Source organism: Martinezella sp. CNPSo 3959 (assembly GCF_057784355.1).
This window is the reverse complement of record NZ_JBXSOV010000004.1, coordinates 227,913-245,215: the sequence shown is the minus strand read 5'-3', so window position 1 is coordinate 245,215 and position 17,303 is coordinate 227,913. Positions and strand designations below refer to the sequence as shown.

Sequence of the window (17,303 nt, the reverse complement as noted above, 5' to 3'; positions counted from 1 at the left end):
TTGAGGAGACCGCCATGTCCGCGCCTGAAACCATTCGTTCCGATCTCGCGCCGAATTCGAAGACACGCTTCACCGTGGCGCTTGGCGACATCACGAAGCTCAAGGTCGATGCCATCGTCAATGCGGCCAATAGCAGCCTGCTCGGCGGCGGTGGCGTAGACGGGGCGATCCATCGCGCTGCCGGATCGGATCTCCTCACCGAATGCCGGACGCTGAATGGTTGCAAGACCGGCCAGGCGAAGATGACCGGCGGATATCGCCTGCCGGCAAAGCATGTGATCCATACGGTAGGGCCTGTCTGGAATGGCGGAAACCGTGGCGAAGAGGAGCTTCTCGCCGGCTGTTATCGCAACAGCCTCAACCTTGCCCGGCAAAACGGTCTGAAGACCATCGCCTTCCCGGCCATCTCCACCGGCGTTTATCGCTTTCCCGCCGAGCCGGCGGCTGGGATTGCGATTCGCACCACCCTTGCCGAGAGCAAGGATGGTGCCTTCGATGAAATCATCTTCTGCTGCTTCGGCGACGAGACGGCGGCACTCTACGACGAATTGCTGCCGCAGGCGCTATCCCGAGCCTGATGCCTATCGCGCCAGATCGAGATAGGCGGAGGCGACGAGGGCATCGATATCCGTGGGAACGGGGATGACGCAGGCCTCCGTGCCAAGGCCGCCCTTGGCGACCCGCTCCAGGCATCGCGTCTGCAGGGCGAAGCCGAGATCCATGGATTCGACGGTATTCCCCAGCGGACGCGGACCGGCCAGATTGGCCATGTGGCCGCCGCCGAGAATGTGGAAGGCTCGGCCGTCTCGCATGCGAACAGTCTCGATCTGCTCAGCTTCGTAACCATCGACGCCAACAACATCGGGACTGCTGCGGAAGCCTTCGACATCGATCTCATGCGGAAAGTGGCCGCCATTCATCAGGATCGCACCGTCCTTGATCGAGGGCAGGTCGGCAACCGTGATGATGTCCGGATAGCCCGTCACGGTGACCAGCACATCGGCAGAGCGGATCGCTGATTCACGCAGCGGCGTTGTGAAGCCATCGAGATGAGCTTCGAATGTGGTCACCGGATCGATATCGACGACGCTGACGGCGGCGAATGCGTTGCGGAAGCACGCCGCCGTGCCCTTGCCACAAGCGCCGTAGCCGAAGACGGTCACGCGTTTACCGTTGGTGGAACGGTTGGTGAAGCGCAGATAGCTCTCGAACAGACTTTGCCCGACGGCATGCCGGTTTTCGGCGAACTGCTTGATCGGGCTGTCGTTGATGACGAGGATCGGCATGTTGAGCTTGTCGCGCATCGGCATCAGGCGGGTGCGGCCGGATGTGGTTTCCTCGGTGCCGCCAAGCAGGTTGGCACGGGGCCTGTCGGCCGCGCGCGCGAAGAGATCGCCGCCATTGTCGAGCAGCAGGTCAGGCTTTTCCGCCAGGATCGCATCGAGGCTTGCACCATGCTCCTTTGCGTCGCGGGTCTGCGTCGCAAAAACCTTGATGCCCTGAGCGCGCAGATAGTCCACCGTTTCCGGCTGGGTGCTGTTGAGATTGCCAGTGCAGACGAGATCGGCGCCGCCGGCACGCAGCGTCATCAGCAGCGCAACCGTCTTCGGCTCTAGATGGATACCCGTGCCGATGGTGAGGCCAGCAAAGGGTTTTGTGTCGCGGAATTCCGCGGCCGTTGCGGCCAGCAGCCGGCAGCTGCGCGCCACCCAGTCGATACGCGAAAGAGAAGAAGACTGATCCATGATGCGCTCCTGCCGGTTGGTTCGATGCCGCGATCTGGCATGATCGCAAAGGAGGTGTCGATGGACATTGCAATGCGCTGCATGGCAGAAAATCTGCCATGTCGATGTGCTTCGTTTTGATGTTTTGCTAAGCCGGTTCGGCCCCTATCTCGCTTAGCCAATCCGCCAATCGTACCAACGCCGGGTCCTTCACGTCGCCGCTGCGAATGCTGAGGCTGTAGCCCGCCGGCCTGCGGATGAAGCCGAAGGGGGCGACCAGAGTACCGCGATCGATATCCTCGCCAATGGCGGTGCGTGGGGCGATGGCGACCCCGAGGCCCGAGCGGGCGGCGCCGATCGCGAGCAGCAGATCTTCGAATTCGCGATCGACGGCAAAGGGGATGGGCGCGCGACCGCTTTCAGCAAACCAATCCTCCCACAGGCTCGGGGCGGAACGGCTGGCAAGGCCGACGGCTCCGGCAAGTGCCGAAACCCCACTGGCAAGCCCGAGGCGATCGGCGATATCTGGCGTTGTAACGGGACCGAACTCATCCTCCATGAAACGAATGGCCGTGATATCGCGCATCGGCCGGTATTCGCCGCCCATGATGACCGCTTCCAGGTCGGCGCGCTTGGCAAGCGGCTCGACCGTAACCATCGGCACGATGTCGATATCGATATCCTGAAGTGCCGCCTGAAGCGCCGCGAGACGCGGCATCAGCCACCAGACGGCAAAGGCCGAGGGAACGCCGAGCCGGATCGACCGCCGTTGGCCAACGGAAAGTTCGGCGGAGGCGCGCGTCAGGATGCCAAAGGCGACGCCAACGGAATCAGCGAATGCCCGGCCCTTCGCTGTCAGCACCAGCCGGCCATTCTCCCGGTCGAACAGGGGTACGCCAAAATGTGCCTCCAGCAGGTTCAGTTGCTGTCTGATAGCCCCGCGCACGACGCCAAGCTCATCAGCCGCCTTCAGAATGCTGCCGCAGCGCGCCACCGCATCGAAGGCACGCAGCGCGTTCATGGGCGGCAAGCGTCGAGGCGGGATGCGTCCGGACATAATAAATTTTTTCTCTCTTTCCAAAACGATAGCAGCCACATCCAAGCAATTGCGCCATATGCGGCACGGAAACGCTGTGGAATGTCGCTTTCAGCATAAGCGTTGGCGAATATCAGAAGGCAAAACTTTGTATTTTTATCTACGTAGCACTCAATAAATATGTGGGGAAATACCATATAGCGTTCTGTGGAACGCAAAATTTTTCCCCAAAGTGATAATATAGAATCAAGCTGTCACTCCAACTCCTAAAGGTGAACCGACAATTGGCCTTTCTCAGCCGTATAGCAAATGATGTGCAACTCATGTTTCGGCGTCCGCCGCGACAGCAATATGCTGCGCTCTGCTATCGAGTGAAGAAGAAAACCGGTCATCTTGAGATGTTGTTGCTGACCAGCCGCGACACCGGTCGCTGGGTCATTCCCAAGGGATGGCCGATGCCGGGCAAGCTCTCCCACGAGGTCGCCGCCCGCGAAGCCTATGAAGAGGCAGGTGTGCGCGGTGTGGTGGAAACCGAGCCGCTCGGCTCGTTCGGCTATGACAAGCTGCTGAAGGACGGCATTCAGGTGCCGTGCCGGGTGCAGGTCTATGCCCTCGAAGTCAGCGAACTCGTCAAGAACTTCAAGGAAAAGGGCGAGCGCTCCATGGAGTGGGTCTCTTTCGAGGAAGCCGCCGAACGTGTTCGCGAACCGGAGCTGCACGACCTCATTCTTGCCTTCGCTCAGCGGATGACGGTAGCTTCCGCTGCGATCCAGGCGAAATAAGCCACATTCGTCACAAAAAACTGTGCCAGTGTGCATGGCGGATATTGCGCGCCTCATCGGTCAGCGCAATACGAGAGTTTTGACCCAGAGAATTGCATGCCCGACCGACCGGCCACACCTGTAAAAAGGACGCTCGACAAGGACCTCGACAAATTCACCTATGTCGAGGACGCGACGCATCACGTCACGAGGCGTCTGGTGGCGCCGGGCATCGGCCTGATCTTCCTCGGTCTCGCCATGGTCTTTGCCGGCATCTATGTGCTCGACCAGCCGGGGGCGACGCTGATCTTTGCTGCCGTCGGCCTTGCCGGCTACATGGCCATGAACATCGGCGCCAAGGACGTCGCCAACAATGTCGGCGCCGCCGTCGGTGCGCGGGCGATCACCATGGCGCAGGCGCTCGTCATGGCGGCGATTTTCGAGATTCTCGGCGCGACGATCGCCGGCGGCCCGGTCATCAACACGATCTCGACCCATATCGTCGACACCAACCGCATCATCAGTGTCGGCAAGCTTGCCTGGCTGATGATGGCAGCCCTTCTCGCCGCAGCCCTTTGGATCAATTTCGCCACTTGGCTGAAAGCGCCCGTTTCGACCACGCATACGATCGTCGGCGCCGTTGTCGGCGCAGGTTCAGCCGCCGTCGGCCCCGAGCTCGTGAACTGGAACACGCTGGCGGCCATTTCCGCAGGCTGGGTTGTAACTCCCTTTCTCGGCGGTGCCATCGCCGCCGGCATTCTCTATTTCATCGAGACCTGCATCATCTATCGCGACGACAAGATTGCCGCCGCCAGATACTGGATTCCCATCCTGATCGGGCTGATGGCTGGTGCCTTCTCGGGCTATCTCGTGGTCCAGCTCGAACCTAAAGGCGCGATACCCAATATCCTCAATCTGGCGATCGGCCTCGGGGTCGGCATCATCGCCTGGCTTGGCGCGCGGCCGCTGGTCAAGACGCAATCGGTCGGGCTGGAAAACAAGAACAGCTCGCTGCGCAAGCTTTTCCGCCTGCCGCTGATCTGTTCGGCAGCCCTGATGTCCTTTGCGCATGGCGCCAACGACGTCGCCAACGCGATCGGGCCACTGGCCGCGATCGTCCGCGATATCGGGCTTGGCGGCTCGTTGAACGTCTTCGCTGAAACGACGACGCAGAAGGCTCCCTTCTGGGTGGTCATGATCGGCGGCTGCGGCATCTCTGTCGGCGTTCTCCTCTACGGGCCACGGCTCATTCGTCTTCTCGGCGAGCAGATCACCAAACTCAATCCGATGCGGGCCTATTGCGTCGCCGTGTCTGCGGCCCTCACCGTCATCGTGGCCGCCTGGTTCGGTTTCCCGGTGAGCTCGACCCACATTACCGTTGGCGCAGTCTTCGGCGTCGGCTTCTTTCGCGAGTGGTCCACCGTCCGTTCCAAGCGGCGATTTGACTATATGCGCAAAAAGGCCGAGGCGGCGGGCATACCTTGGAGCGAGCCGGAAGCCACCGATGAGCGCAATCCCGATGAGGTTCATCGCCGCCGGCTCGTGCGCCGCTCGCATTTTATGACCATTATCGCCGCCTGGGCGATCACCGTGCCGGTCGCAGCACTGCTTGCTGCCGTCGTATATTGGGTTATGGTCGCGCTCTTCATTTAGAGCGGTTCGATCCCTCCGAACCGCTCTATCTCATTGTTCTAGGCAATTCCGGGGATCATCCATGCGCGCCAATTTCCGCATGCAGCGGCTGTTCGTGACATCAGACATCAAGGCAGGTGCCGCCATCGAGACGGACCATGATCAGTTCAACTATCTCGCCAATGTGCTGCGCATGGACGATGGCGCCGAACTCCTGATCTTCAACGGCCGCCATGGCGAATGGAAAGCCGGTGTCTCCTTCCCCACCCGTAAGCGCATTCTGCTGATGCCGCTAGAGGAAACGCGGCCCCAGCCTGCCCCGTCCGATTTGCATTATCTCTTCGCGCCGCTGAAGGTCGGGCGCCTCGACTACCTCGTTCAAAAGGCAGTGGAGATGGGTGCCGGCCTTCTGCAGCCGGTCATGACGCAGCATGTGCAGGGCAAGATCACCAATCTCGACAAGGTCAGGGCCAATGTTATCGAGGCTGCCGAGCAATGCGGCATTCTTGGCATTCCCGACGTCGCCGAGCCGGTCAAGCTTACCGATCTGCTGGCAAGCTGGCCGCGCGAGCGCCGCATCATCTATTGCGACGAGGGCGATGCCGGCCAGAATCCGCTGCCACTGCTGACCAAAGTGAAGGAGAAACATCTGGCGCTGCTGGTCGGCCCCGAAGGCGGCTTTTCGGAAGAGGAGCGTGCCCTCTTACGCAGCCTCGATTTCGTCACGGCCATTCCGCTCGGGCCGCGCATCCTGCGCGCCGATACGGCCGCCGTTGCCGCCATGGCGGTAATCCAGGCCGCGATTGGCGACTGGAACTGACCCTTTACTTCAAGACGGCAACGATGGTCGCAACGAGCAGCAGGATCGCGAGCGAGATGTTGACGATCCGCGAGATCTTCGGATCTCGGAGGAAACGGGATAGCGAAGCACCGACGAGCAGCCAAACCATGTGAATGGCCACGATCATCGCCGTGAGCAGCGCGATCTTGACAGCGACGTCGAGCAGCCGCCGATCCTGAAACAGGCTGACAGTGGCAAAGACGGCAGCGATCGCCAGATAGGCCTTGGGATTGGCGACGGCCAGCAGGAAGCCGCCAGAAAAGGCAGGCGCCGCGACATGATCGTCGCGGCGAGACAGCGGCGGCGCCGTGGCGATCTTGAAGGCGAGGTGGAGGATATAGACGGCGGAAACCACCGTCAGCAGCAATGCGCCGTGGGGCACGGACAGCAGGATCGCAACGACGCCGGCGGCGACGGCCAGCAAGACCGCTACGGTGCCTGCGATGAGACCGGAGACGTAAGCGAGCGACCGCCTGAAACCATAGGCGGCGCCCATCGCTGTCGCGCTGATCGTGGACGGGCCTGGGCTGCCCATGATGACCACCGATGCAAGCAGCAGTGTCAGTATGGAATAGTAAAGGGCGTTCGGACCGTTCATCGATGTGCTCCGCTTGATGTCAGTGGAAGCAAAACTAGCGGCGTGGATAGAGGGGCGTCTTGAACGCTTGTGCAAATATGCTTGTGCCTGCCACTGGCGTGATGCCCTTGCGAGACATAAAATCCTATTTTTTTGAACGACCCTTGAAAGAAATTCACTTGCGCCGTACGTCAATCCGCGTCAATCACCCTCCAATTGACCTGCGACTGACGCGGGCTCTGCTCCGAGATCTAAGGTAATACCATGGCGCGCGATACCACCGACCAGACTCCGCTCTCCTCGGTCTCGGAAATGACGGCCTATCTGGCCGCCGGCAACAAGCCGAAGGAGAAATTCCGCATCGGCACCGAGCACGAGAAATTCGTGTTTTTCCGCGCCGACAACAGCCCGGTCCCCTATTTCGGCGAAGCCAGCATTTCCGCGCTCCTCACGGGACTGCAGAAGAAGAGCGGCTGGGATCCGATCATGGACGGCGACAACATTATCGGGCTCGGCGAACCCACAGGCATGGGCGCGATCTCGATCGAGCCGGGCGGTCAGTTCGAGCTTTCCGGCGCACCGCTCGAAACCATCCACCAGACCTGCAAGGAATCCAACAATCATCTGGCGACGGTGCGCGAGATCGCCGAACCGATGGGCATCCGTTTCCTCGGTGTCGGCGGCAGCCCGAAGTGGACCCTTGCCGAAACGCCGCGCATGCCGAAATCGCGCTACGACATCATGACCCGCTACATGCCGAAGGTCGGCACCATGGGTCTCGATATGATGTATCGCACCTGCACCATCCAGGTGAATCTCGACTTTTCCTCGGAAGCGGATATGCGCCGCAAGATGCGCGTATCGATGAAACTGCAGTCGCTGGCAACGGCGCTCTTTGCCTCCTCTCCCTTCACCGAGGGCAAACCGAACGGGCTTTCTTCCTGGCGCGGCGAAATCTGGAAAGATACCGACAACCGCCGCGGCGGCCTGCTCGATTTCACGTTCCGCGACGATTTCGGCTTCGAAGACTATGTGAAGTGGGCGCTCGACGTTCCCATGTATTTCGTCGTTCGCGACGGCCGTTATCACGACTGTACGCATGTCACTTTCCGTCAATTCATGGATGGAGCGCTGAAGGGCGAAATCGCCGATTGGCAACCGACGATGGGCGATTGGACGAACCATCTCTCCACCCTCTTCCCGGATGTTCGCCTCAAGCGCTTCCTCGAAATGCGCGGCGCAGATGGTGGCCCGTGGCGCCGCATCTGTGCGTTGCCGGCCTTCTGGGTCGGCCTGCTCTATGACGATGAGGCGCTGACGGCGGCCGACGAGCTGACCAAGGATTGGAACTTCCAGGAGGTCAATGCGCTGCGTGATGCGGTGCCGGCGCAGAGCTTGAAGGCTTCTATCAAGGGTCACGGTCTGCTTGATATTGCACGCGAAGTGGTCGGCATTTCGCGCCTTGGCCTGAAGAACCGCAATCGCTTGAATGGCGACGGCCAAGACGAAACCGTCTTCCTTTCGCCGCTCGACGAGGTGCTTGCCAAGAAGGGCACGCTCGCTGACGATCTGCTGATGCTCTACAATGGCCGCTGGAACCAGTCAGTCGAACCGATCTTCGAGGAATATCAATACTGATAGGCGGTTACGTGCCGTCGCGGCCTGGCGAGTTCACGGCAGAAACCGGTATGCGCCCTCTTTTTTCCGCTATACTATTGGAATCAAGCGCCGCCTGATTCCGAAGCGGCCTCCTAGAGCCGGATGATTTTAGGTCGAATCGACCTAAAATCTGAATCCGCTCTAGACTCAAAGAAGTAGAGCGTGATGTCATCCGAAAACCGCCTACACTTTTCGGCATCACGCTCTAGCGGGGAAAGGGACTTCGATGCTGCCACTCTTCGACATGATGATGCAGGCACAGAATGGCGCCGCCACCGAGGCCATGGCCAAGCAGTTCAGTCTTGCGCAGGAGCAGGCGGCGAAGGCGATGGCCGCGCTGATGCCGGCCTTTTCCTCCGGCTTCAAGCGCAGCGCCACCGATCCCTATAATTTCATGGGCGTGATGCAGGACATCAGTTCCGGCAACTACGCCAAATATTTCGAAGACATGACCAAGGCCTTTACGCCCGAGGGCATTGCCGACGGCAATGCGGTGCTCGGACGGCTGTTCGGTTCCAAAGACGTTTCCCGGGCGATCGCGGCGCAGGCAGCGCAGATGACCGGCATCGGGCAGGAAATCTACAAGCGCATGCTGCCCGTCATGGCCGATACGCTGATGGGCGGTCTCTTCAAGGAAACAAGCGGCCAGATCCCGCAGATGGCCAATCCCTTCCTCAACACCGATATGGGCGAGATGATGCAAGGCTGGCTGCAGAGCATCGGCTTTGCGCCCAAGCAGCAGCCAACACCGCAGGCGAGCATCTTCGACAACCCCTTCACGCAGGCGATGGAGCTGATGTTCGGCGCCGATGCGGTCAAGCGCGAGAAGCCGGCGCCGACCAATCCTTTCCTCGACAATCCCTTCGCCAAGGCCTTTCAGGACATGATGAAGAACTTCCCCATGCCGGCAGAGCCGCCGAAGGAAGAGCCGAAGGCCAAGCCTGCCCCCGGCATCGACATGGCCGCTTATACCGAGATGTTCAACGCCATGTTCGACAGCGGTCTCGAAGTGCAGAAGAATTATCAAAAGAACATGGAAGCGATCTTCGACAGCTATTTGAAGACCGAGGATAAGCCTGCGCCGGAAGGGAAGTGACGCTCGGCTGGTCGTATTCCGTTCCATTGTTCGCTGTTCCGTACAGGCCGTGCGGATTGCGCCCGATTATCACACACTAAGACTGAGCCTATTTCTTATTTCATCTTGAAAAGGAGATAGCCATGTCCAGCATCGATCAATCCGGCAGCTTTACCCTAGGGGACCGCAAGGTTAAACGGCTCGGCTACGGCGCCATGCAGCTTGCAGGCCCCGGCGTATTCGGCCCGCCGAAGGACCATAACACGGCGCTCGCAGTGCTCCGCGAGGCCATCGCCTTGGGCGTCAACCACATCGACACCAGCGACTTTTACGGTCCGCATGTGACCAACCAGCTGATCCGGGAAGCGCTCCATCCCTATCGCGACGATCTCGTCATCGTCACCAAAATCGGCGCGCGGCGCGGCGCTGACGCCTCCTGGCTGCCGGCCTTCTCCGCCGATGAGCTGAAGCAGGCGGTGCACGACAATCTGCGCAATCTGCAGCTCGACGTGCTCGATGTCGTCAACCTTCGCGTCATGATCAATCCGCACCACCCGACCGAGGGTTCGATCGAGGCGCCGCTAACCGCCCTTGCGGAGCTCAAGCGGCAGGGTCTGGTGCGTCACATCGGGCTTAGCAACGTCACGCGAGACCAGATCGCCGAAGGGCGCAGGATTACCGAGATCGTCTGCGTGCAGAACCTCTACAATCTGGCGCAGCGCACGGATGACGCACTGGTCGATGAACTGGAACGCGACGGCATTGCCTATGTGCCCTTCTTCCCGCTCGGTGGGTTCACACCGCTGCAATCCTCGGCGCTTTCCGATGTCGCTGCCCGGTTGAATGCGACGCCAATGCAGGTAGCGCTTGCCTGGTTGCTGCAGCGCGCGCCGAATATCCTGCTCATCCCAGGCACCTCGTCGCTTGCTCACCTCAGGCAGAATATCGCGGCCGCCGAGCTGAAGCTTCCGGAAGATGCGATCGCTGAACTCGATCGCATCGCTGGTGCCGACCACGCTTGACGCACCCCTCACAGATCTGAGACGGCTCGGGCAGAGAGCTCGAGCCGTCTCTCGATACCGATATCGTTGAGAAACACCTCGTCGTGGCTGACAACCAGTAGCGCGCCGTCATAGGCCCGCAGCCCGGCTTCAACCGCGGCGATGGAGTCGATATCCAGATGGTTGGTCGGTTCATCGAGGATCAGCAACGAAGGCGGCACCGCGCCGCCGAGGACACAAGCAAGTCCAGCCCGCAAAAGCTGGCCGCCGCTCAGGCTGGAGACAATCTGTAGCGCGGCATCAGCCCGAAACATGAAGCGCGCCAGGGCGGCTCGGCAGGCATTTTCGTCAGCCTCCGGATTGATCCGCCGGAAATTGTCGCGAATTGACAGCGATGGATCAAGCAGGCTCACTCGCTGATCCAGCAGGGCGGAATGGAGGACCCGCACCGTGCCGCTCCAAGGTTTTAGCGTGCCGGAGACCAGCGCCAGCAGTGTCGTCTTGCCTGAGCCGTTCGGCCCGGTGACGGCAACGCGCTCCGGCCCCGTCATGATGAAATTGAAGTCGCGCAAGATTGGCCGTTCTGGCTCGTAGCCAGCGGTGACGCCTTCCATCTTGAGGATGATCTTGTTTGCCGGCAATCCCGATGTCGGCAGCTTCACGGTCAGGGGCTGCAGGATCTCGATCTTCTCGCGAGCGGCGGCGGCATCCTCTAAGGCCTGGCCACGACGCCGTTCGGCAAGCCGCGTCTTTTCGGCGCTCGTCATTTCGGCCCGCTCCTTCAAACCGCCGAGCATGATGCGCGGAATACCGCCCTTGGCCGCCATCTTCCGGCCGGCTTTGTCCCGCCTCGCCTGCCGCTCGACGGCGGCCTGTGCGCTTCGTTCCACTTCGGCGACACGCTTCTCCGCCTCGGCGAAATCGTGCTCGGCCGCGGAAAGCTCTAGCGCCTTGCGTTCGCGATATTGGCTCCAGTTGCCGCCATAGCGCGAGGCGCCGAGCGAGGTCAGTTCGACGATCGCATCCATGGTGTCGAGCAGCTCGCGGTCATGGCTGATGACGATGGCGCCTGCCCTCCAGCCCGCAAGCAGATCGATGACAGCGGCGCGACCGTCACGATCGAGATTGTTGGTGGGTTCGTCGAGAATGAGGAAATCGGGATCATCGACAATGAGGGCAGCAAGACCACAACGGGTGCGCTGTCCTCCCGACAGTGTCACGAGACGCGTTTCCGGGGTGACGTCGAGCCCGACGCGATCAAGGGCCGTGGCGATGCGCGACTCGAGCGTCCAGTCCGCTGAAGCGAGTTCATCATTGGTCGCCTCGCCGGCCTCCGCCCGCTTCAGGACGGCAAGGGCTTTGCTTGCGCCAAAAAGATCGGCAACGGTTTCGTCCGCCTCCACCTGCACGCTCTGGCGCAGGACCCCCAATCGGCCGTTGAACGAGATGCTGCCGGATTGCGGCTGCAGCTCGCCGGAGATGAGCTTGATCAGCGTCGTTTTGCCGACGCCGTTGCGTCCGACAAGGCCGGTGCGCTCGGCGCCGAAGCTCAGATCGAGATTGGAAAGAAGCAGCCGGCCGTCAGGCGTGGACCACGAAAGATTGGATAGAACGATGGATATGGGCATGAGCAAGAATGTCCTCGATGGCAAGGCTGAACGGCATTGCGGTCGAGGTGGAATCCATTGCTGCACACATCCTATTGGTATCAACGATGCTCATAAATTAGGCGAGCAGTATCTTCAGTTCAAGTCCTGCGAGTGAAGATGCAAGCATTTCACGCGTTGGCATCGATGGCGTCAAGGAAGTCGATGACCCGCTTCCAGGTAAGATCGGCGGCCCTGGCGTCATAATCGGGCAGACTGGCATCGGTGTAGAGATGGCCGCCGCCCGGATATCGAAAAATCTCTGCAGCGGTTCCGGAGCGCTCGACGGCCTGCCGCCAGGCGGCAACATCTTCCTCCGGTTCGAACGGGTCCGGTTCGGCCAGATGCAGCTGCAAGGGCAGACCCTTGCGCGCGTTCTCAGCGATCGGAGCGACGCCATGCAGTAAAAGGATGCCGGCCGTCTTTTCCCGCTTCGGCCAGAGGCTGGAGATAACGCCGGCCCCCATTGAAAAGCCGGCCAATACGGTCGAGGCCGGCAGACCGGCCAACGCCCATTCGGCGCGCTCGCAGATCGTTTCCCAGCCAATCTCGTCCTTGAATTCGAACCCTTCTTCGATCGATCGGGCGATCAGCCCATCATAGAGATCCGGCGCGAAAGCCTTGTGCCCGGCCGCCTGCACCCGTTCGACCGCCTCATGCTCGAGCGAGCGCAGACCATAGACGGAGTGGAAGAAGATCACCGTTGCCATCATCGCTTCCCTGGTGTTCGGATCAGGTCGTTAGATAAGACAGTTGCTGCAGGAGGCAACTTGCCCGCGCGTGATCCATGACGAAAACCCGGTCTTCAGAAAGAAAAAACCCGGTGTTGGCCCTTGGGCCGAACACCGGGAAAGAGGCAGGGCTTATTGGCTATCACCCTGCGGGGAAACTATGTCCGCGATCAGCCTCTAAAGCTGCTGAAGGCGGAGAGGCGCGCGCAGCGACGCGCGGAATTGGTGAGATGGCCGGACGGATCCCCGAAGAAGGTCGAGGTGGTCAGCGCGGCGTTCAAATCCTGCCTGGTGAGGCCGATGTCGCTCAACTGAGTGTCGTTCAGCTCATTCAGATATTCGATTTCGTTACGATTTCGGATTGCGCGCCAGATCGATGCGACATTGCTCAAAGCAAGCCCCACGCGTGCCGTCAGCGACAGCGATGGCGTTGCTAGGCCGAGGTTAAGGGTCCGATCTGTCGTGCGCATTTCCGTGTTCCTTTCTTTGGGCACACGCGAGCCCAGCCCCTTTCCGATGATCCGGAAAAGGGGCGTAGGCCGGGAGGAGTTCGACAGGTGTTTCTGTTCGATTGGTATGCTGAATTGCATTCAAGATGCCAAAGCCCTATTGATCAGTCCAACGAATGTTTCTAATGATAACTATCAAACTCCTTTATAGGTGAACCCATGTCCGCGCCGCTTGATATCGATCAGTTGCAGACCTTCATCGCAATCGTGGATTCGGGAAGCTTCACCAAGGCAGCCGACCGCGTGTTCAAGACGCAATCGGCCGTCTCCATGCAGATGCGGCGGCTGGAAGAGCGCGTCGGCAAGCAACTCTTTATCAAGGATGGCCGCGGCAACCGCCTGACGGCGGAAGGCGACAAGCTGCTGAACTATGCGCGCCGTATCATTCGCCTGAACAATGAGGCGATGGCGGCTTTCGACGACAATCGGCTCGAGGGCACGCTGCGCATCGGCACGCCGGACGATTATGCCGACCGCTACATGCCCGAAATCATCGGCCGCTTCGCCAAGACGCACCCGAATGTCGAGCTCTACATCGTCTGCGAACCCTCGGTCGATCTCGCCGAGCGCATGCATCGCGGCGAGCTCGATATTGCGCTCGTCACCCACAATCCGCGTGAACGCATGTCAGATGTCGTGCGAACGGAGCCGCTCTGCTGGGTCGGCTCGGCCAATCATCCGCTGCGCGACGATGCGCCCATTCCGCTCGCTGTCGGCCGGCGCGACTGTCAGTGGCGCCAACTCGCCTGTTCGGCTCTCGATGCCGGCGGCCGCGACTATCAGATCCTGTTCACCAGCTGGTCCTGCACCGTCGTTGCCGCGGCCGTGCTCGCGGGCATGGCAGTTTCGGTCATGCCGGAATCAGCGCTCAGGACCGGCATGAAGGTGCTGACCCAGGCCGATGGCTTCCCGCCGCTGCCGCCGGTGCAGATCGGCATCATGAAGCGGGCCGGCCTATCCGTATCGCTGATGAACGCCATCACCGCCCATATCTCGGCCTGCCTGGACAACATCACGCCGGCTGCGGTGGATGACGATCTCGATGGCGAGGTAAAAACCTATACGCGCTTCTATCCGCGACTGCGCGCCGGGCACATTCTGCCGGGCTGGTGAGCTCGGGGATCACCTGCCAATCGCCTTCGGGAATCGTTACTGCGCCGGCTCTGCCAGCAAGGTAACGCGGATCACCTGCTTCAATTCATACAGCATACGTAGCGCCATCTCGTCCTCGCTCACGATGGCGAAGCGGATGGATGCGCCGATCAGATGGCTGAACAGTTGCGTGCGTGCTTCAAGGTCGATGCGACTTTCAGCGGGCAGGAAAGGCCGGATGCTCTCCAGAAAAATTTCGGCGACACGATTGCTGTGCTGTATGTTGAGCTGGAGGATATCCCTGTCGATATCCGTGCCGAGCCAGACGCCGATATAGGCGGGATCGCCGCGAAACTCGCGATAATACCAGTCGATCATGGTGCAGACGAGCTCGATAGCATGATCGAGCGATGCCACAAAGGCAAAAGCCTCTCCAACCTTTTGCCGGATGCGGCTGGAATGCCGCTCGAGCAAGGCGCGGACGATCGCCGCCTTGTCCGGAAAATACTGATAGACGGAGCCGATCGGGATTGCGGCAACCGTAGCCAGCTCGGTCATCTTCATTGCGCTCACCCCCTTCTCGGCGATCAGCGCGGCCGCAACCGACAGGATGGCATCGACACGCTGGATGCTTCGCTCCTGCTGTGGCCTCTTTCGGAGCGTAATGCGGTCGGGATTATCCGGATTCATGCTCTTCCCGTTTCATTCTCACACTGAACGGCGCGCCAGTGCGCTCGACGCTATGACACTTAGTGGGTTCAATGCGCGTAAACGGGAAAAGTCCAATTTTAATCATCACTTAGGAGCCGGCGCGAACTCCGGAACGAGGGCCAAAACATGGTTTCGGCCCTCATAGTCGGTAAGCCCGCCTCCTGAACCTGTGCCGTTCTAGGACAGGTATTTCCTCAGGAAATCGATGGTTCTGCCCCAGGCAAGATCGGCCGCCTTCTTGTCGTAGCGCGCAGCCGAGGTATCGTTGTTGAAGGCATGATTGACGCCTTCATAGACGAAGATCTCGAAGGTCTTGCCGGCTGACTGCAGCTCCTTGCGATAGGCCTCGATGCCGGCGTTGATGCGATCGTCCAACCCGGCATAGTGCAACAAGAGGGCAGCCTTGATGTCAGGCACGTCGTCCGCCGGCGGCTGCACACCATAATAGGCAACGCCCGCCTTCAGCTCCGGCGATATGGTCGCGAAACGGTTGACGAGGCCGCCGCCCCAGCAGAAGCCGACCGCGCCGACCTTGCCGTTGGCGCCATCCGTCTTGGCGAGATAGGTCAGGCTCGCCTCGGCGTTAGCGGCCGTCAATGCCGGATCGAGATTGGTGAACATGTCGCGCGCCTTGTCCTCATCCTCGGGCGTGCCGCCGAGCGGGGAGAGGAAGTCGGGCGCCAGCACCACGAAGCCTTCCAGCGCCATGCGGCGGGCGACATCGCGGATATGCGGATTGAGGCCGCGATTCTCGTGGATGACGATGACTCCGCCAAGCTTGCCGGCCGCGTCCTTCGGGCGGACGAGATAGCCCTTCATCTCGCCTTTGCTGCCGGCGAACGTCACATCCCTTGCGTCCAGCCTGCTGTCATCGGCGGCAATGATCTCGGCGCTTGCCTTGTTGGCGGCGAGCAGCGGCGCGATGGCAGCGGCGGCACCGGCCGAACCTGCGAGCTTGGTAAGCTTTTCCATGAAGCCCCGACGATCGAGCGTCAGATGCGTGTATTCGTCATAGGCGTTGATCATCGCCTGCGTCACGACCGGCTTTTCCGTGCTCATAATCCTCTTCTCCCTGTTTCCCCGGCAGCAGGCAACAAACGACTGGCCACCCGCTGACAAGATAGGTCAGTGGGTCTCAGCGCAATGGCAAAGGAAAAACACAAACACGTTACCGCAGGTTGCGGCTTGCGGAATGCAGGCAGCCTCAGGAGAAGGCGAGCCAGATGCCAAGCCAGCCCCACATGCAGACCAGGGCTGCAAAGCCGAGAGTGAAGAGCGGGCTGCGATAGCGCAGATCGTTGCTGGTCACATGCACGAAGGCATGCGCGTAGCGCGTGGCGACGAAAATCCAGGCGAGGATTACGGCCGGCAGATTGTCCGCTTGAGCGGTGTAGAGGACGATACAGCCGACATGGAAGAGCAAGGGCAGCTCGAACTGATTGGCGAGGCTGTTTCGCACCACCAGGCTTTCCGCCGGTTCGTCGGCTGTATGGTTTTCGCGGAATTGCGCTGGCTCGATGCGGCCGGCTTTCACCAGCACGCGGCGGCGCCATCCGAGGAGCGCATAGAGGATGAAGACCAGTACCGCATGCGCCATCATGGGCCAGAACATTTCATAGCCAGTCACGCCGCCAACTCCTTTGGAACTTCCGAAAGCCGATAGGGACAATCAGGACGGCCGCGTGCCGTCCGGCGAGAGGTAGCGAAAAATCGCAAAACGGGCCAGTAGAATAACCGTCACAACCAGCGTCAGGAATTTCAGCCGCACGATGATCGGCAGCAGGCCCGCCAGCAGCGATATCGTGGCATCGGAGGGCGTTGCCGGCGGATAGAGCATCAGGCCGGCGATATTCTCGGCATAATCGACAAGCGTGTAGAAGATCGGCAGGCAGAAAATGACAGCGGTCGCGCCAGGTGGAATCGGCCGGCCGAAGAAAAAGCCGCCGGGGCCGACCAGCCGCATCAGGCAGAACAACAATCCGCCCAGCACCAGCGGGAAGATCAGCTCAGGCCCGAGATACATCGAATGCAGGATCGCGGCCGGATCGGGGTGGTCCTTGAGATAGCGCAGCATGGCGACGACGTCTTCGCGCTCATAGCCGCCGATGCGTGCATCGAGCATCTGCTGGCCGGCTGCGGCATTGCTGAATGCCCTGACGAAGCCAGCCTGAATCCAGGCAAAAAATGCGAGGGAAAGAGCCGCAAAGATCGCCGCCAGGCCCTCTACAGCGCCGCGTGTCATATGTGACACGCAAAGGTCGCTGTAGCACCTTTAATCTGCTGCATAATTTTGTCCTTAAATCGATCA

At 60.5% G+C, this 17,303-nt stretch carries 18 protein-coding genes; 8 read left to right on the top strand and 10 right to left on the bottom strand.

The genetic code is table 11. The annotated features are described in order from the left end of the window. Window positions 1-14: 14 nt before the first annotated feature. Window positions 15-578, top strand: a complete 564-nt coding sequence (locus AC13RE_RS13585) for an O-acetyl-ADP-ribose deacetylase (RefSeq protein WP_132715906.1) — start codon at window positions 15-17, stop codon at window positions 576-578. Window positions 579-581: 3 nt separating this feature from the next. Here the strand turns inward: AC13RE_RS13585 and AC13RE_RS13580 are convergent, their stop codons facing one another. Both AC13RE_RS13580 and AC13RE_RS13575 read right to left on the bottom strand, forming a co-directional pair. Beyond that, complete coding sequence (locus AC13RE_RS13580; RefSeq protein ID WP_488563297.1) at window positions 582-1,745, bottom strand: adenosylhomocysteinase; 1,164 nt, start codon at window positions 1,743-1,745, stop codon at window positions 582-584. 127 nt (window positions 1,746-1,872) lie between these two features. Further along, window positions 1,873-2,781: a LysR substrate-binding domain-containing protein gene (locus AC13RE_RS13575; protein ID WP_488563296.1), complete on the bottom strand. Its 909-nt coding sequence runs from the start codon at window positions 2,779-2,781 to the stop codon at window positions 1,873-1,875. Between the two features lie 263 nt (window positions 2,782-3,044). Between AC13RE_RS13575 and AC13RE_RS13570 the strand changes: the two genes are divergently transcribed. From AC13RE_RS13570 to AC13RE_RS13560, 3 genes are all read left to right on the top strand, one after another. After that, a complete protein-coding gene (locus AC13RE_RS13570) occupies window positions 3,045-3,542 on the top strand; it encodes an NUDIX hydrolase (RefSeq protein WP_488563295.1) in 498 nt (165 codons plus the stop codon). A 96-nt stretch (window positions 3,543-3,638) separates the two neighbouring features. Beyond that, entirely contained in the window at window positions 3,639-5,174 is a 1,536-nt protein-coding gene (locus AC13RE_RS13565) for an inorganic phosphate transporter (RefSeq protein WP_488563294.1), read from the top strand. A 61-nt stretch (window positions 5,175-5,235) separates the two neighbouring features. Further along, window positions 5,236-5,973: a 16S rRNA (uracil(1498)-N(3))-methyltransferase gene (locus AC13RE_RS13560; protein WP_488563293.1), complete on the top strand. Its 738-nt coding sequence runs from the start codon at window positions 5,236-5,238 to the stop codon at window positions 5,971-5,973. Window positions 5,974-5,977: 4 nt separating this feature from the next. Here AC13RE_RS13560 and AC13RE_RS13555 read toward each other — a convergent pair whose 3' ends face one another. Next, a complete protein-coding gene (locus tag AC13RE_RS13555; protein ID WP_488563292.1) occupies window positions 5,978-6,592 on the bottom strand; it encodes a LysE family translocator in 615 nt (204 codons plus the stop codon). Between the two features lie 243 nt (window positions 6,593-6,835). Between AC13RE_RS13555 and AC13RE_RS13550 the strand changes: the two genes are divergently transcribed. From AC13RE_RS13550 to AC13RE_RS13540, 3 genes are all read left to right on the top strand, one after another. After that, window positions 6,836-8,209: a glutamate--cysteine ligase gene (locus AC13RE_RS13550; RefSeq protein WP_488563291.1), complete on the top strand. Its 1,374-nt coding sequence runs from the start codon at window positions 6,836-6,838 to the stop codon at window positions 8,207-8,209. Window positions 8,210-8,456: 247 nt separating this feature from the next. Continuing rightward, window positions 8,457-9,326 carry a DUF937 domain-containing protein gene (locus AC13RE_RS13545; protein ID WP_488563290.1) on the top strand — a complete coding sequence of 290 codons (870 nt, stop codon included), beginning with the start codon at window positions 8,457-8,459 and terminating at the stop codon, window positions 9,324-9,326. A 122-nt stretch (window positions 9,327-9,448) separates the two neighbouring features. After that, window positions 9,449-10,327 carry an aldo/keto reductase family oxidoreductase gene (locus tag AC13RE_RS13540; RefSeq protein WP_488563289.1) on the top strand — a complete coding sequence of 293 codons (879 nt, stop codon included), beginning with the start codon at window positions 9,449-9,451 and terminating at the stop codon, window positions 10,325-10,327. An 8-nt stretch (window positions 10,328-10,335) separates the two neighbouring features. On the opposite strand, the gene AC13RE_RS13535 is transcribed toward AC13RE_RS13540, so the two are convergent. From AC13RE_RS13535 to AC13RE_RS13525, 3 genes are all read right to left on the bottom strand, one after another. Further along, complete coding sequence (locus tag AC13RE_RS13535) at window positions 10,336-11,934, bottom strand: ABC-F family ATP-binding cassette domain-containing protein (protein ID WP_488563288.1); 1,599 nt, start codon at window positions 11,932-11,934, stop codon at window positions 10,336-10,338. 149 nt (window positions 11,935-12,083) lie between these two features. After that, window positions 12,084-12,662: a dienelactone hydrolase family protein gene (locus AC13RE_RS13530; protein WP_488563348.1), complete on the bottom strand. Its 579-nt coding sequence runs from the start codon at window positions 12,660-12,662 to the stop codon at window positions 12,084-12,086. 191 nt (window positions 12,663-12,853) lie between these two features. After that, complete coding sequence (locus AC13RE_RS13525; RefSeq protein WP_132715896.1) at window positions 12,854-13,153, bottom strand: DUF1127 domain-containing protein; 300 nt, start codon at window positions 13,151-13,153, stop codon at window positions 12,854-12,856. 198 nt (window positions 13,154-13,351) lie between these two features. On the opposite strand from AC13RE_RS13525, the gene AC13RE_RS13520 reads away from it, so the two are divergent. Continuing rightward, window positions 13,352-14,305: a LysR substrate-binding domain-containing protein gene (locus tag AC13RE_RS13520; RefSeq protein WP_015338895.1), complete on the top strand. Its 954-nt coding sequence runs from the start codon at window positions 13,352-13,354 to the stop codon at window positions 14,303-14,305. Between the two features lie 36 nt (window positions 14,306-14,341). Here AC13RE_RS13520 and AC13RE_RS13515 read toward each other — a convergent pair whose 3' ends face one another. The 4 genes from AC13RE_RS13515 to AC13RE_RS13500 form a co-directional block, all read right to left on the bottom strand. Next, on the bottom strand, window positions 14,342-14,974 hold the full coding sequence (locus AC13RE_RS13515) for a TetR/AcrR family transcriptional regulator (RefSeq protein ID WP_488563287.1): 633 nt from the start codon (window positions 14,972-14,974) through the stop codon (window positions 14,342-14,344). A 198-nt stretch (window positions 14,975-15,172) separates the two neighbouring features. Further along, window positions 15,173-16,054 (bottom strand): dienelactone hydrolase family protein, encoded by an 882-nt coding sequence (locus AC13RE_RS13510; protein ID WP_132715894.1) that lies wholly within the window; start codon window positions 16,052-16,054, stop codon window positions 15,173-15,175. Window positions 16,055-16,199: 145 nt separating this feature from the next. Continuing rightward, on the bottom strand, window positions 16,200-16,622 hold the full coding sequence (locus tag AC13RE_RS13505) for an MAPEG family protein (RefSeq protein WP_488563286.1): 423 nt from the start codon (window positions 16,620-16,622) through the stop codon (window positions 16,200-16,202). A gap of 42 nt (window positions 16,623-16,664) precedes the next feature. Beyond that, window positions 16,665-17,237 (bottom strand): hypothetical protein, encoded by a 573-nt coding sequence (locus AC13RE_RS13500; RefSeq protein ID WP_488563347.1) that lies wholly within the window; start codon window positions 17,235-17,237, stop codon window positions 16,665-16,667. Between the last annotated feature and the right edge of the window lie 66 nt (window positions 17,238-17,303).